General features: G+C 43.8%; 14 protein-coding genes. 9 read left to right on the top strand and 5 right to left on the bottom strand.

The features are described from left to right. The 4 genes from hpaR to ffh all read right to left on the bottom strand — a co-directional run bounded on the left by hpaR (nt 1) and on the right by ffh (nt 6246). On the bottom strand, nt 1-450 hold the full coding sequence (hpaR, locus tag ABU615_RS05320) for a homoprotocatechuate degradation operon regulator HpaR (RefSeq protein WP_100140701.1): 450 nt from the start codon (nt 448-450) through the stop codon (nt 1-3). A gap of 320 nt (nt 451-770) precedes the next feature. Continuing rightward, entirely contained in the window at nt 771-3617 is a 2847-nt protein-coding gene (locus ABU615_RS05315; protein WP_370388653.1) for a valine--tRNA ligase, read from the bottom strand. A 950-nt stretch (nt 3618-4567) separates the two neighbouring features. Then, nucleotides 4568-4732: an SEC-C metal-binding domain-containing protein gene (locus ABU615_RS05310; protein WP_100140699.1), complete on the bottom strand. Its 165-nt coding sequence runs from the start codon at nt 4730-4732 to the stop codon at nt 4568-4570. Nucleotides 4733-4887: 155 nt separating this feature from the next. Further along, the gene (gene ffh, locus ABU615_RS05305; protein ID WP_100151858.1) at nt 4888-6246 is read right to left on the bottom strand and encodes a signal recognition particle protein; all 1359 of its coding nucleotides are present in this window, start codon (nt 6244-6246) and stop codon (nt 4888-4890) included. 224 nt (nt 6247-6470) lie between these two features. On the opposite strand from ffh, the gene ABU615_RS05300 reads away from it, so the two are divergent. The 3 genes from ABU615_RS05300 (at nt 6471) to ABU615_RS05290 (ending at nt 9781) form a co-directional block, all read left to right on the top strand. Next, the gene (locus ABU615_RS05300) at nt 6471-7271 is read left to right on the top strand and encodes an inner membrane protein YpjD (RefSeq protein ID WP_100140783.1); all 801 of its coding nucleotides are present in this window, start codon (nt 6471-6473) and stop codon (nt 7269-7271) included. A 51-nt stretch (nt 7272-7322) separates the two neighbouring features. Further along, nucleotides 7323-8708 carry an MFS transporter gene (locus ABU615_RS05295; RefSeq protein WP_100156567.1) on the top strand — a complete coding sequence of 462 codons (1386 nt, stop codon included), beginning with the start codon at nt 7323-7325 and terminating at the stop codon, nt 8706-8708. Between the two features lie 80 nt (nt 8709-8788). Then, entirely contained in the window at nt 8789-9781 is a 993-nt protein-coding gene (locus tag ABU615_RS05290) for a nucleoside hydrolase (RefSeq protein WP_100151856.1), read from the top strand. Here ABU615_RS05290 and ABU615_RS05285 read toward each other — a convergent pair. Further along, nucleotides 9753-9980, bottom strand: a complete 228-nt coding sequence (locus ABU615_RS05285) for a hypothetical protein (RefSeq protein ID WP_367486841.1) — start codon at nt 9978-9980, stop codon at nt 9753-9755. The two genes, ABU615_RS05290 and ABU615_RS05285, sit on opposite strands and share 29 nt — an antisense overlap. 43 nt (nt 9981-10023) lie before the next feature. Between ABU615_RS05285 and ABU615_RS05280 the strand changes: the two genes are divergently transcribed. From ABU615_RS05280 to ABU615_RS05255, 6 genes are all read left to right on the top strand, one after another. After that, nucleotides 10024-10863 (top strand): MurR/RpiR family transcriptional regulator, encoded by an 840-nt coding sequence (locus ABU615_RS05280; protein WP_100140695.1) that lies wholly within the window; start codon nt 10024-10026, stop codon nt 10861-10863. Between the two features lie 203 nt (nt 10864-11066). Next, the gene (locus ABU615_RS05275) at nt 11067-11528 is read left to right on the top strand and encodes a hypothetical protein (RefSeq protein ID WP_370388652.1); all 462 of its coding nucleotides are present in this window, start codon (nt 11067-11069) and stop codon (nt 11526-11528) included. Nucleotides 11529-11627: 99 nt separating this feature from the next. Continuing rightward, nucleotides 11628-12287 (top strand): YiiX/YebB-like N1pC/P60 family cysteine hydrolase, encoded by a 660-nt coding sequence (locus ABU615_RS05270; RefSeq protein WP_370388651.1) that lies wholly within the window; start codon nt 11628-11630, stop codon nt 12285-12287. A gap of 759 nt (nt 12288-13046) precedes the next feature. Continuing rightward, nucleotides 13047-13754, top strand: coding sequence for an AzlC family ABC transporter permease (locus ABU615_RS05265; RefSeq protein ID WP_257381133.1), 708 nt, complete (start codon nt 13047-13049; stop codon nt 13752-13754). Further along, on the top strand, nt 13747-14049 hold the full coding sequence (locus ABU615_RS05260; RefSeq protein WP_100140690.1) for an AzlD family protein: 303 nt from the start codon (nt 13747-13749) through the stop codon (nt 14047-14049). Before ABU615_RS05265 ends, ABU615_RS05260 begins: the two co-directional genes overlap by 8 nt. A 361-nt stretch (nt 14050-14410) precedes the next feature. Further along, nucleotides 14411-15010 carry a nitroreductase family protein gene (locus ABU615_RS05255; RefSeq protein WP_367486857.1) on the top strand — a complete coding sequence of 200 codons (600 nt, stop codon included), beginning with the start codon at nt 14411-14413 and terminating at the stop codon, nt 15008-15010. Nucleotides 15011-15198 lie beyond the last annotated feature (188 nt).

Genomic DNA, 15198 nt, shown 5'->3' with positions numbered 1-15198 from the left:
TCAGGGTTCTTTTTCTTCTTTATCAACAGCGATATTAGTAAATTCTTTCAGCAGAGTACCCAGTTGCTGTAGTTTTTCCTGAGTAAAACGCTGCTCCAACACTTTATAACGGGCATCTACCGCTACACAGAAATCTTCATACAGTTTCTCGCCTACTGGCGTTAGCTTCAGAAACACCCTGCGCTGGTCGTTGGACGGTTTCAGGCGTACAACATAATTGAGCCTTTCCAGTCGTGTCAGGATACCGGTGAGGCTGGGGCGCAGAATGCATGCCTGTCTAGCCAGCTCCTGAAAGTCCATAATACCATTTTCTGCCAGTAAGCGGATAATACGCCATTGCTGATCTGTAATTCCGATATCGTTCAGCATGGGGCGGAAATGGGAAAGTAATGCTTCACGAGTCTGAATCAAAATGATGTTGAGGGATGAGTATTTAGATGTGTTTGCCATCTGTTTGCTCCAATCTTTCAGTATATCTAGTTCATATGGCGTATGAATAATGAACCAAGGTATAAGACATTGTTCAGGAATTTTACAGAAGATTATTATAAAATTGAATAATTATGTGTAAATCAAATACAAAATAAAGACATTGTAGTTGTTTAATGGATTGTTTAATAATTAAATATTCTGATTTTGAAATTATGCACTATTCACAACAGCTATGAAGAAGCCACCAGATTTACAGTATAAGCACATTGTGGCGGATACCCATTTATGCTAATTATGCTGCCGGACTGGTGGCTATCGTAAGAATATAAATAATTTAATTAACGATATTTTTGCAATTGTAAGTGGATTTTGGCCATTCTGTCCTGCAATTGCGCCAGCTCACTGCGGTCTTTTTCAACCAGATGTGCCGGTGCCTTATCGGTATAGCCTGGTTTGGCCAGTTTGGCGGCTATCTTGTCGATGTTTTTCTGAAGTTTTTCAGCTTCTTTTTGCAGGCGTGCTGTTTCAGCTGCTTTATCGACTTCCACTTTCAGCATGAGGCGTGCGCCCTGACACACTGCTACGGGTGCATCGTCACTTTCTGGCAGATGTGCCACCTGTGTGGCTTCACTCAGACGTGCCATCAGTGGCAAATAGGGTAGTAACGTGCTTAAATCAGCAGCACTTTCAAGTAACAGTGGCACTTTCACACTCATCGCCAGCCCCATTTCGCCGCGTAGATTGCGAACGGAATTAACCAGTTCCTGCAAATAATGCATCTGGTCTACAGCTTCGCTGTTAATCAAGCTACTGTCAGGTTGTGGCCAATCTGCCAGCATAATGCTGTCGGTGTTTTTAGCATTAGCCAATGGTGCGATGGTTTGCCATAGCTCTTCTGTAATAAACGGCATAATCGGATGCAATAAGCGCAATACTGTTTCCAGTACCCGTACCAGGGTGCGTCGTGTAGCACGCTGCTGTGCTTCGTCACCGCGCTGAAGTTGAGTTTTAGCTAACTCCACGTACCAGTCACAGTATTCATTCCAGATAAATTCATATAAAGTTTGTGCCGCCATGTCGAAGCGATATGTATCTAATTCTTCGCTAACGGCAGAAATGGTTTGTTGCAAACGAGTCAGCAACCATTTATCCACAAAACTGTAGCTTAACGGCAGATTTTCGTCCTGTCCGCAATCGTGGTTTTCAATATTCATTAGCACAAAGCGGCTGGCATTCCACAATTTATTGCAGAAATTGCGATAGCCTTCAGCGCGTTTGAAATCAAAGTTGATACTGCGGCCAAGACTAGCATAGCTTGCCATAGTAAAGCGCAATGCGTCGGCACCAAATACCGGTATGCCGTCTGGAAACAGCTTTTGAGTCGCTTTAATGACCTGAGGTGCTTTTTCCGGCCGGCGTAAACCAGTGGTGCGTTTCACGAGCAGGTTTTCCAAATCGATACCATCAATCAAATCCACCGGATCAATGACATTACCTTCGGATTTGGACATTTTCTTGCCTTCATTGTCGCGCACGATACCGTGAATATACACATCGTGAAACGGCACTTTACCGGTAAAGTGAGTAGTCATCATAATCATGCGTGCTACCCAGAAGAAAATGATTTCATAGCCGGTTACCAGCACCTGAGAGGGCAGGAACGCCTTTAATTCAGGTGTGTCTTCCGGCCAGCCCAGCGTAGAGAAAGGCACCAGTGCCGAAGAAAACCATGTATCCAGCACATCTTCATCACGTGTTAATACCGCATCCGTACCGGCCTGTGCCTGTGCTTCGGCAGCATTGCGTGCCACATACACGCGGCCATTCTGGTCATACCATGCCGGTATCTGATGTCCCCACCATAGTTGGCGTGAGATACACCAATCCTGAATGTTATTCATCCATTGGTTATAGGTGTTGACCCAGTTTTCTGGAATAAAGCGTATTTGTCCGCTTTCCACTGCATGAATACATTTTTCGGTTAAGGATTTGCCTTTAAATTCCGATTCTGGTTCTGGATGCGCTACATCGTTGTTGGCGCTACGCGTCATGGCCACGAACCATTGGTTGGTCAGCATCGGTTCAATCACACTGCCGGTACGGTCACCCTTAGGCGTCATCAGTTTGTGTTCTTCAACCTTAAGAAGTAGACCTTCTGCTTCCAAGTCGGCCACCATTTGTTTGCGCGCAGCAAAGCGGTCTAGGCCAGCATATTGCGACGGCAGGTTGATGCCAGCCTGTGCTTGCCCTTGAAAATCAAATACTTCTGCTTGTGACAGAATTTTCGCATCCAGACTGAGGACATTAATCAGTGCCGTATGATGGCGCTTACCTACTTCATAGTCATTGAAGTCGTGTGCTGGTGTGATTTTCACACAGCCGGTACCAAATTCTTTATCCACATATTCATCGGCAATCACTGGAATAGTACGGCCGGATAAAGGCAATATTAGTTGTTTCCCGATAAAGCCAGCATAGCGTTCATCGTCAGGATGGACGGCTACTGCTACATCACCGAGCAAAGTTTCTGGGCGGGTAGTGGCCACAATCAAGCCATTATCTGGATCATCAGCCAGCGGATAACGGATGTGCCACATGTGACCGTTTTCTTCGATATTTTCCACTTCCAAATCAGATACCGCAGTACCCAATACTGGATCCCAGTTCACCAGCCTTTTACCACGGTAAATCAGCCCCTGTTCAAACAGCCGTACAAATACATCGGTCACGACTTTTGCACGCTCATCATCCATGGTGAAATACTCACGGCTCCAGTCTACAGAACATCCTACACGGCGCATTTGTTCGGCCATGGTACCGCCGGAAAATTTTTTCCAGTCCCATATTTTGGCGATAAATGCTTCTCTACCCAACTCATGACGGGAAATATTTTCCACAGCCAGCTGTCGTTCCACCACTATTTGCGTTGCAATACCAGCATGGTCTGAGCCAGGAATCCAGCACACATTTTCACCTTTCATGCGGTGATAACGGGTGAGTCCGTCCATAATGGTCTGGTTGAATGCATGCCCCATATGCAGCGTACCAGTTACGTTCGGCGGAGGGAGCTGAATAGAGAACGACGGTTTGCTTAAATCCATTGACGGGGCAAAATAGCCGCGTTCTTCCCATTGCTGATACAAGCGGGTTTCAATTTCACTGGGAGAATATTGGGTGTTTAACATGGTTAATGAGTAGCAAAAAATCAAAAAATAAGAGTCTGATTATAACCCATGCGTAGAAGCATGGTTTAAGACGATGCACTTTTATCAGATTGTGAACAGAAACAATTAGCTTCTAAATTTTAATAGAATAATATTTAGCCATATGCTTCGTTACTTCTATAAGCTTTTCTAACTAGGACAGTATGCCTTACAAGCCTATGCGCTGAATACAGGCTGGCCAGCACAATTAGAGCAGCAAGCAAAAAAGGTATTTTAGTGTCAAAATATTTATCTGATGCTGACATCAAATAAAATATTAACACAGCCTCAATAAGTTGTTTTTTAGGGCATATGTGCCAGCATTAAGCCGACGTAGCTGGGAAGGAAATTAAGTTTGTGGTTAAAAATAAATTTTGTTGAACATTGTACCGGAAAAGGTGACATATTTTGGCTGAGAAGAGGTAGGAGCATATATCTGTGCATGTAGTTTATAGTATGTCGTGATTGTGGGCTCGTTGCTTTCTGGTACTGTTGATAACATGTTATTTCTATTTTTTTTGTCATTCTAGAGATAGTGGCAGAACTAAGTTGAAACCATGTTTATAGTTGTTTTAGTTTAAGAATGGTACAAGCAGTAATTAAATTAATTTCATTAATGTCTAAAGTATTACAGCTTAAGGTGTGAACATAAGGAGTAATATTTTCCTAATGTATTAATTGGCTAGTGAAGTAGCCATAGTGCAAATGGCTTAGAACAGATGATTAAAAATCTAGAAATAGCTAAAAACAAAAATTTATGTCTGAGTCTAAGTATAAATAATTCCCCCTGAATAATAGTGATTTACAGGCTTATTCAGGGGAAAGTTTTTAAAGGGTGATTAAATAATGTGTCCGTTTATCTGAGGATAATCAACGGTAATAATCATGTCTGTTACTGCCATCGAAAGCAGCCTGATTTCAGGCAACATTTCCTAAAAGCTGCGGCCAGAACCGCACGGGCAACGGTCATTGCGCCCGAGCTTTTCATGCAGAACTTTATCGCCATGCACAATCCGCACCAGACCACGCTTTACACTGGTTTCAGACGGGTAGCCTTTGCGGCGTTTGCTGGTTGGCTCAAAAAAAGCCTTTATCATTAAATTTACGCATCATTGTACTCCTTATGTTATATTGAAGTAATCAAGACAAATTTAATTGTCATGATTATTTTAGACTAAATGCATAATAATGTACAGTGTCAGATAAAAAAACTGCCTGAATTAAAATTCAGGCAGTGCGTTAGGAGGAGAAATTATTGCGGCATAATACCTTTCATGCCTTTAGCTAGGCGCATTAGCTTGCCCATGCCGCCTTTGGTAAATGATTTCATCATTTTCTGCGATTGTTCAAACTGGCGAAGCATTTTATTCACTTCCTGCACACTGACACCGGAGCCATTGGCAATACGGCGTTTGCGGCTGGCCTTAATCAACTGAGGGTTGGCACGCTCTTTGGCCGTCATCGAATTAATAATTGCCTCCACTCGACCCATGGCTTTTTCAGCGGTGCCTTCTGGAACCTGCTTGGCCATTTGTCCCATGTCACCTGGCAGTTTGGACATAATCGATTCAATACCGCCCATTTTGCGCATCTGCTGAATCTGTGCTTTAAAGTCATTCAGGTCAAAACCTTTGCCTTTGTGCAGCTTTTTTGCCATCTGCTGCGCGGTTTTTTCATCAATGCCTTTCTGCACGTCTTCAATCAAAGACAGTACATCACCCATCCCCAGAATGCGCGAGGCTAGGCGGTCAGGATAGAATGGTTCAAGACCATTGATTTTTTCGCCTACACCGATAAATTTAATCGGCTTACCGGTTACATGGCGTACCGACAGCGCCGCACCGCCACGGGCATCACCGTCCATTTTGGTTAACACTACACCAGTCAGGGGTAGAGTATCATTAAATGCCTGAGCCGTATTTACCGCGTCCTGACCCTGCATGGCATCAACCACAAACAAAGTTTCCACCGGATGAATTGCGGCATGAATCTGTTGGATTTCATCCATCATTTTCTGGTCGATAGCCAGCCGGCCGGCGGTATCCACCATCAGCACATCATAAAAATGCTTTTTAGCGTGATCCAATGCATTTAAGGCTATGTTTACTGGTTGTTCACCTTCGTGTGACGGAAAAAAGTCCACTTCAACCTGCTGAGCCAGTAATTTTAATTGCTCAATCGCAGCTGGCCGGTACACGTCTGCAGAAACCACCAGCACTTTTTTCTTCTGGTCATTTTTCAGCAAGCGTGCCAGCTTACCGACAGTGGTGGTTTTACCGGCCCCCTGTAAACCGGCCATCAGAATCACTGCCGGAGGCACTGCTGCCAGATTCAGACTGCTGTTCTGTGTGCCCATCAGCTCGGTGAGTGCATCATTTACCACCCCGATAAATGCTTGTCCGGGTGTCAGGCTGCCAATGACTTCTTGGCCCACCGCACGTTCTTTTACTGAAGCCATAAATGTTTTTACAACTGGCAGGGCAACATCGGCTTCTAATAATGCCATGCGTACTTCACGCAAAGCATCTTTGATATTGTCTTCACTCAAACGCGCTTGTCCGCGCAGGGTTTTCGCAATTTTACTAAAGCGATCTGATAGATTATCTAACATCGGAACCATCTCCGGCTAATTGTAAGCAGCCTGTATCTGTCGGGTGAAAATTGCCTGTTTCTGGTCAATTCACACAGTAAATGGGTAGGATAAGAAGCAATTTGGTTATAAAATGGCAACCTGTTGTGATGCCTGCCCAGTTTCTGAGCAGGCATCACAATAAATAAATGCCTATTTTACACTACGCGCGCCAAATTTTGGCGCGCTATTGCTGCGGAAAAATCATGAGCTTATTGCTGCTGGTGCTTATTTTTGCCTATGCCGCACTTTCGGTGCTGGCCTGGCGGTGTTGGCAACGTCATACTGCTGTGCCCTATCCGTTGCGAGGTGAGCAGCTCTTGTTGCTGTCAGTATTGCTGCTGCATACTTTTACAGTATGGCAGCCAATGTTGCAGCAACGGGTACTGTTGGTGGGATTTGGTCACGCACTCAATCTGATTACCTGGTTAATGGTGCTGCTGTATTGGGTGGGTAGTTTTCGCTATCGTTTACAGGGATTGCAGCTGGCGCTGTTTCCTTGTTCGGCAGCGGTGCTGCTGTTGGCCTGGCTGCTGCCTGGTCAGCCTACTGCTTATCCCATGCATAATAGCGCATTCATGATACATGTTTTGTCGGCATTGTTGGCGTATGCCCTATTTGGCATCACCACATTGCTGGCGGTGCTGATGCTGGTGCGTAACCATTATCTGCATCGACGCAAAACAGTACCTCAGCAATCTTTTCTGCCGCCATTGCTGTCCATTGAGAAATTAATGTTTCAGGGTCTGCAAGCAGGATTTGTGCTGCTGACTATTGCGGCAGTTAGTGGCACGGTGTTTTCCGAGGCCGTGTTTGGCGAGCCGGCACGCTTAACCCATAAAACGGTGTTTGGCGTGCTGTCGTGGCTAATCTATTTGGTTATCCTGCTACGACACCATACACAGGCTTGGCGCGGAAAAAAAGTGGCATGGTGGGTCATTGTGTCATTTGTCAGCCTAATGCTGGCTTATTTTGGCAGCAAGTTTGTGCTGGAAATTTTGTTTTAGTCTTTTTGTTTTAACTAGTAACACCCTGATTTGTAACCATAGGATATTTGAATGAGTGACTTACAATCGTCAGTTGACAGCCATAAGAAGAGCGCAGCTGAACAACGTTTAGCCACACCTGAAGGACGACGGGAATTTATTAAGGCAACACTTTCCTGCTGGCTTGGTACCACCATGGAATATGTGGATTTTGCTTTATACGGCCTCGCCGCAGGCCTAGTATTTGGAGATGTGTTTTTTCCAGAATTAACCCAGACAATTGCTTTGCTTTCAAGTTTTGCCACTTATTCAGTAGGCTTTATTGCACGCCCAATTGGTGCCGTTTTCTTCGGGCGCATGGGTGACCGCAAAGGAAGAAAATTTGTACTGGTCACCACCATCGCTCTGATGGGCATTTCCACCACTCTGATTGGTTTTATTCCCAGCTATGCCACTATCGGCCTATGGGCACCTCTGATGCTGGTGATATTGCGTTTTGTGCAAGGCTTTGGTGCCGGTGCCGAGCTTTCTGGTGCTACAGTTATGCTCGGAGAATATGCTCCGCCCAGACACCGCGGCCTGATTGCTTCTATTATTGGCATTGGTTCCAACAGTGGCACATTGGTGGCGTCTGCGGTATGGTTATTGGTGTTAATGCTTGATCCAGAAGATGTGAATAGCTGGGGCTGGCGTATTCCGTTTATTCTCAGTGCCCTGATTGCGGTTGCTGCCACACTTATCCGCCGCCATGTACGCGAAACACCCGTATTTGAGCAGGAACAGAACGAATCAAAACAATCTGATTCACAAACTACTAATGCCAAACCAGCACCAGCTGCCAAAACTTCATTCCTGGCACGTAATAAAGCATTTTTTGTGATGCTAGGCTTGCGAATCGGCGAAAATGGCCCATCTTACCTCGCGCAAGGATTCGTAATCGGCTATGTAGTTAAAATACTGCATGTCAATAAAACTGTGGCTACCACTGCGGTATTTGTTGCCTCATTGTTAGGATTCTTTGTGATTCCTTTTGCTGGTTGGTTGTCTGACCGCTATGGACGCCGTATCGTTTATCGCTGGTTCTGCTTTCTGCTGATGCTGTATGCCGTGCCAGCTTATATGTTTTTGGAAACGCGGGACCCTTTTATCGTAGCTAGCATTATTGTTGTGGGTATGTGTCTGGCTTCATTGGGTATTTTTGGTGTGCAGGCAGCCTATGGCGTAGAATTGTTTGGCGTGCGCAACCGCTATTCCAAAATGGCATTAGCCAAAGAACTGGGTGGTATTCTATCTGGCGGTACCGCAGCCTTAGTTGCTTCAGCCTTGTTTGATCATTATAAAACTTGGTGGCCGATTGCCATATACTTTGTTTTAATGGCTGGTATTGGCTTTATCACTACATTCTTCGCTCCTGAAACTCGTGGTCGCGATCTGAATGCAGTGGAAGACGCCATTTAGAGCTTATTCAATCTGATTGAAACATCTATAACGGAGTCAGAGCTACTGACTCCGTTGCAATTGAGGCATAGGTAATCCTTATGAAGCGCATCGTGATTGACTGTGATCCGGGTAATGGCATTGCAGGCGCAAATGTAGATGATGGTTTGGCATTGGCACTGGCACTGGCTGCAGACTCAATCAAACTCGAACTCATTACCATCGTAGCCGGTAATACTCCGCGCGACACCGGCTATCAGGTCGCTCGCCAACTGATGCGGGAACTAAATCAGAGTATTCCTGTCGTTAAAGGTGCCGCACAGGCACTGATAGAGCCTGCTGCTCCCTGGCGCGAACAGCTGGATAATAATGTACGTAAACAAGGATTGCTGTCACTGTGGGATAGTTTACCTCCAGTACTGCCACTCAATGATAACAGTGCACCACATGCAGCACAGGCGATTGGCGAGCTTGTGTGCAGCAATCCTGGTGAAATTACTGTGGTGGCAATCGGTCCGTTAACCAATATCGCTCACACAATTCAGCTTTATCCCGATTTCGCCCGTTCTGTGGCCGAAATTGTTATCATGGGTGGTGTTTTTAAAGTAGAAGGCTATTTGAAAGATACCAATTTTGCCGTTGACCCTGAAGCCGCCAAAATTGTGATTGAAAGTGGAGCCAATATCACCCTGGCACCATTGGATGCCACCACACAGACTATGCTCACACATCAGGATCTGGATAGACTAGAAAAATTTGCTAATCCGCTTACTGACTTTATCGTCCGCACCTCACGTCCGTGGATGGACTATTCCATTCAAACACGCCATCTGGCTGGTTGCTGGATTCACGACGTATTATGCGTTGCCAAACTGATAGACAGTAATGTTGCTACCTCGTCACCTTATATTGTAGATGTATCCACCACCCGCGACTGTACCCGTGCCAGCAGCCGGCGCTGGAAAGAGGGCACACTGCGACTCACTGTAGGCATGCCTGAAGTGAAACATAGTCCAATCAATGTAATGGAACACGTCGATAACCAGCGTCTACTGGAGATAATTTTCAACGCATTGGGTCAGTTCCGCTGCTGAAAAGCAAAGACAAGCCATACCAGTAGCTTAAAATTTCCATAAAGTCATTAATCACAATAAATCGGTTCTGATTTACCTGTCGTTGCCAGAATGCTAAATTGCAGTGCAGATATTGCAATTGTTTAAGCGTATCGTTAGGATAAACGCGTAATACAAGAGAAATCAGCAGGTATTTATTGTGAACGTAATCATTACACATTATTCTTTTCCTGTTTTGTTGCGACACAAAACAGGAGAGTAGTATGTTAACCAAAATCAGCCAAAAGCTGCCCGAGTTATCAGCGGCTGAAAAACGCGTAGCCGAATGCGTATTGGCACAAACCAAATGGTTTGTGCATGCAGCCGTGGCTAATATTGCTAAAGAAGCACGTGTCAGCCAGCCTACCGTCATCCGTTTTTGCCGCAGCATGGGTTACAGCGGTCTACCCGAATTTAAGCTTAATCTCTCTGCTAGCATTGGCCACGAAGGCATGCCTTATGTGCATGAAGAACTCAACAGCACTGATTCCATGCAGGATGTGCTGAACAAAGTCATCGCCAATACGGCCGCTACTGTACTCGGTAGCCGCAAATCTCTGAACGCTTCCGAACTGGATACCGCTGTCAGAATGATGGCTACAGCACGGCGCATCGAATTTTATGGTGCTGGCAATTCCGGTATCGTGGCTATGGATGCACAGCACAAATTGTTTCGCTTTGGTCTTTCCACCGTGGCGTATACCGACAGTCATGTACAACTGATGGCAGCAGCTGTATTGTCACCGCAGGATGTGCTGGTGGTGATTTCCCATTCCGGTTCTTCACGTGATTTATTAGACGCCATTAAAATTGCCAAAGGCAATGGTGCCCGAATTATCGGCCTTACCCGTGCCGGTTCACCGGTAGCGCAGGTCTGCGACTGCGTTATAAGCGTGGTTACTCCTGAAGACAGTGAAAAATACACTCCCATGATTTCACGCCTGTTGCAGCTAATGGTTATCGACATGCTTACCATCGGGCTGGCATTACATCTGGGTGAGAACGTTAGTGAAATGCTGGCTAAAACCAAAGCCGGTGTTAAGCTGAAATTTCTGCAACACTGATGACAATAGTGGCATAAGTACCCGTCTGATTTATCTGAAGCATTACAACAATTAACCGAATTGAAGCAGCTTCAGGTATGATTCAACCTCAAAATCTTTGGTAATCCTGCTATTCAAACCGAAACTAAACTGGCTGCACGATACAGCCACTTGGATTATAGCCGGATTAAAAACTTAAATTGGTCGCCATGGAATAAGCGCAAGTGAGTAATAAAACCCGACAAATCAAACGTCAAGCTGAACAACAATCTGCCAAAAAAAACACTACTGCAACAGCCGCTGAGCAAAAACGAGGTTCTGCTGTACTGGTAGGCGTAGTAGGTGCCTGTCTGCTGGCTGGTGGTCTTTATATTGGGGGCTGGTTTAATCTGGTAACACCAGCACAAATTCAGCAGTGCGAAACTGAAGTGAGACAAACTTATCCACAGTTAGCTGACCAGCAGGCTTTGCTGCCCAAATGTAATAACCGCCATATGATTGAAGGTATGAGTAGTCCGGCTAGCCAGAAACTGAGTGCCAAACAAGTATTAGACAGTCTGGACGTAGGCAAAACTGTTGATCTGGTTTCTATGTTTATCGGAGGTGCGCTGATTGGAGCCGCCATCGCCGCCTTTGCTGCCAGCTACCGCATTTTTCAGCGCAAGCGTGGCAAAAGCGTTGACTGACACAGCTTAATTTATTTCAATCCAGCATGTAAATTCTTACTGAGCTAAATAAATACTGTATCATTAACCATTATTTACCAATTATTCTAAAATGCAGACATGAGTAAAAAACTTATCCGAACATGGTTTACCGCTGTAGTTTTCCTGTTGTTCAGCCTGAATGCCTATGCACAGAAACCTTTTCATCTGCAAAACGGCGACCTAATATTTATAGAAGAATGCGATGGCGGTATGAACAGCGCAATCAAAGCGGCTACCAGTGGGCTTGATGGCTATAACTTTACCCATGTTGGCATCGTCTGGCAGAAAAAAAACGGTCAGACTAGCATCATTGAGGCCACTCCGCCTAAAGTCAGAATTACACCAGTGCAAACCTATTTGCATCCGAAAAATCAACAATGTGTACCGCGTGCTGTGGTTGGCCGCCTTAAAGCCCAATATCAGCCTTTGATACCAGCTGCCATTACATCGGCCAGACAAAAAGTGGGTAAACCATACGATAATGCCTTTAATATTCACAACGACCAATATTACTGCTCCGAATTAATCTACCAGATTTTCAAAGAAGCCAATCATGGTAAAGAAGTATTTCCATTGCGCGCCATGACCTTCAAATCTAAGGAAACCGGCGAATTTCCAGTTTACTGGGTAGAGCATTTCAAAAAGATGGGCATTCCGATTCCTGAAGGAGAACAAGGAAACAACCCCGGAGATATGTCGCGTTCAGATTTAATTGATATTGTGCATTTTTATCAGTAATTAACGTATAAAACAGGACTTCTTTATTCTGTCTATCTGGTAGACTGGATAAAAAGTCCTGATATAAAATCAGCTATTTATATTGTAATCATTAACTCACTGTATTCTATTTAGTCCGTTTAAATAAAACACAGCTCTTGCTTTTAAAAAATCCAGTAGAGAAAAAATGTAATCTCTCTAATCAATCTAAGAGAGATTTGTTTTCCAATTGCTGAAAATAATTATTAATTTATATGATATTGTCTCGGATTTTCCGATATCAGATAATCGATAAAGTGGAAATTAATTCTGCAACAGTCTCTTAGGCTAAATAACGGCTAAAACTTGCCAAATAGAAGCTATGGGTATTAGTTTTGAATGAAGGCAAATCGAGAGCTAAATCATAGTTTAATATCAGTATCATTACTGACTTGGTGCTAAATATTTTGTTTTGACCCAAATAATAAAAATAGTTAATTAGTCATTCAAAAAATAAACTAAAAATTATTCGCCGCATGAGCAAGAAGCTTGGGCTAACCTAATACCTGTTTCACCGGCATGGCAGCGCTGTTGAGACTCAATCAATTCAAGCTATTTTTTATTATTTCACTGTTGTATCTACTTAGATTATTATTGAATAAGCTTACATTTATCAATTATAATGTTGCTTTCATTATTATCTGTAAAGATATGCCATTTACTGTTCTGAAATCGGTTTTTGGCGTGAAGAAAAATTTATTCTGGCTCTAATTTATTGTGTTAAATCGGAATTTTTGATAAGTGTCTTCAGCTAGCGTACCCTCTCCAGCACAGGAAATCAAAAGGGGGCTTATTACCGCTCTGCCTCTTATGCTCAGCTTTATTCCATTCGCAATGGTATTGGGCGCACAGGCTATCCAGAAGGGCATGAGCACAGGCGAAATATCTCTGCTTACTGCTCTGAACTTTGCTGGTGGTTCTGAATTCGTTGCCGTTAATTTATGGACATCTCCGCCACATCTGCTCCTCATTGCTCTGATGACTTTACTCGTCAATAGCCGTCATATTCTTATGAGTGCAGCACTTACACCGTACCTAAGCGCATTGAGTAAACGTAAAGTACTAGCCTCCCTCTTTTTTATGTGTGATGAAAGCTGGGCACTGACAGTTACCGATATTAAAAAATCTCCTGCGCAGACATTCAGTTATTACTTTTTTCTCGCTAGTGGTATTGGCCTGTATCTGTCCTGGGTGGGTTTCACTACCTTAGGTGCTCTGATAGGACCGCTTATTGGCGATGTCTCCCATTATGGTTTTGATATGGCCTTTGTTGCCGTCTTTCTGGTTTTAATCAAGGGCATGTGGAAAGGGATTAAAGCTGCTATCCCATGGGTAGTAAGTTTGTTAGTAGCGATCGTTACTTACAATTTGCTGCCAGGTGCTTGGTATGTATTGCTGGGTACACTGGCAGGTCTGGCACTGGCATTTATTATGGCGGCGTATGATTGATTTATCGGCTTTATGTACCATTTTGGCCATGGCGGCAGTAACGTACATTACAAGAATAAGTGGCTATCTATTACTACGTAGACGAAAACTGAGTCCCCGTCTCACTCGCGTACTGGAATCCATTCCTGGCTGTGTACTGATCGCGGTGATTGCACCGGCTTTTGCTACAACTCAGCCAGCCAATCTATTAGCAGTAATCATCACCCTACTGCTGGCGTGGCGATTTTCTCTATTGCCCACCGTTATTTTAAGTGTCGGTATTACTGCTGTATTGCGCCATTTACTGCTTTATTAAATCAGACTGTTTCATCCGATAATCGCCCTATATTGGATGAAATTATATTTCTATAAAAAAAATAATGTAAAAACAGTTTGTTTATTCATATCATTCAGTTGCACCAATCAGCATAAATAAATCAATTCCTGATAAGAAATGCTGAGTAACCAGCACTTTAAAACACTGTTTTCCAGGCATATTAATATTGTTTTTAAATGCTATTTATTGTTTTATAAGTAATAAAATTATTTTTTACCATCATTTAAATTTAAATTGTATTCGCCGAGAGGGGTGGGAATACTGTTTTTTTTCCGTTAACATGGTAATAGATGTTGTTTCGCAATTCATAATTTAATTACAGAATGATAAAGGAACTAAAATGAGCAATGCATTGATTGAAGCCATTGAGAAACGTCGTACCCAGTATGCACTTGGCAAGAATATTACTCAGGAGCAGGAAGAAATCACAGCACTGATAGAACAAGCTGTAAAGCTGTCACCATCTGCTTTTAATTCACAAAGTTCACGCGTTGTGGTTCTATTTAATCAGCAAAGTGAAAAGTTTTGGCATATCGTTATGAATGAGTTGCGTGCCATCGTACCTGCCGACAAATTTGCGCCTACCGAAGCCAAAATCAATGGCTTTGCCGCAGGTATTGGTACCATATTGTTTTACGAAGATCTGCAAACCATTGCCGGCCTGCAACAGCAATATCCGAGTTATGCTGAGCAGTTCCCCATTTGGTCAGACCAGGGTAGCGGTATAGCTCAGTTTGCGGTATGGACAGCATTGGCCAATGCCGGAATCGGAGCCAGCCTGCAACATTATAACCCGTTGCCAGATGCAGCTGCCGCCAAAGAATGGCAAATACCCGATAGTTGGAAACTACGCGCAATGATGCCCTTCGGTTCCAATGAAGCACCTTTCCCTGAGAAAACCTTTATAGACGATACCGAACGCTTCAAAGTTTTTTATTAAATGAAATGCTAAATATTTGCAGTGAATGAGAAGAAAAATTATCCGGCCGGATTGGTTATCAATCCGGCTTTCTTTTAATGAGTGACAGAGATGCAATATCTTATTTAATTATTCAGAAAAGTAGCTTAACTTTCTCAAAAAATGCGATAAGCAGCAAAATATGTGTAAGTTATCTTAGAATATTGATT

This window comes from Snodgrassella alvi (assembly GCF_040741455.2).
GTDB lineage: Bacteria > Pseudomonadota > Gammaproteobacteria > Burkholderiales > Neisseriaceae > Snodgrassella > Snodgrassella alvi_E.
Note: the sequence above shows the minus strand (reverse complement) of the source record. Positions and strands in the feature narration are given on the sequence as shown.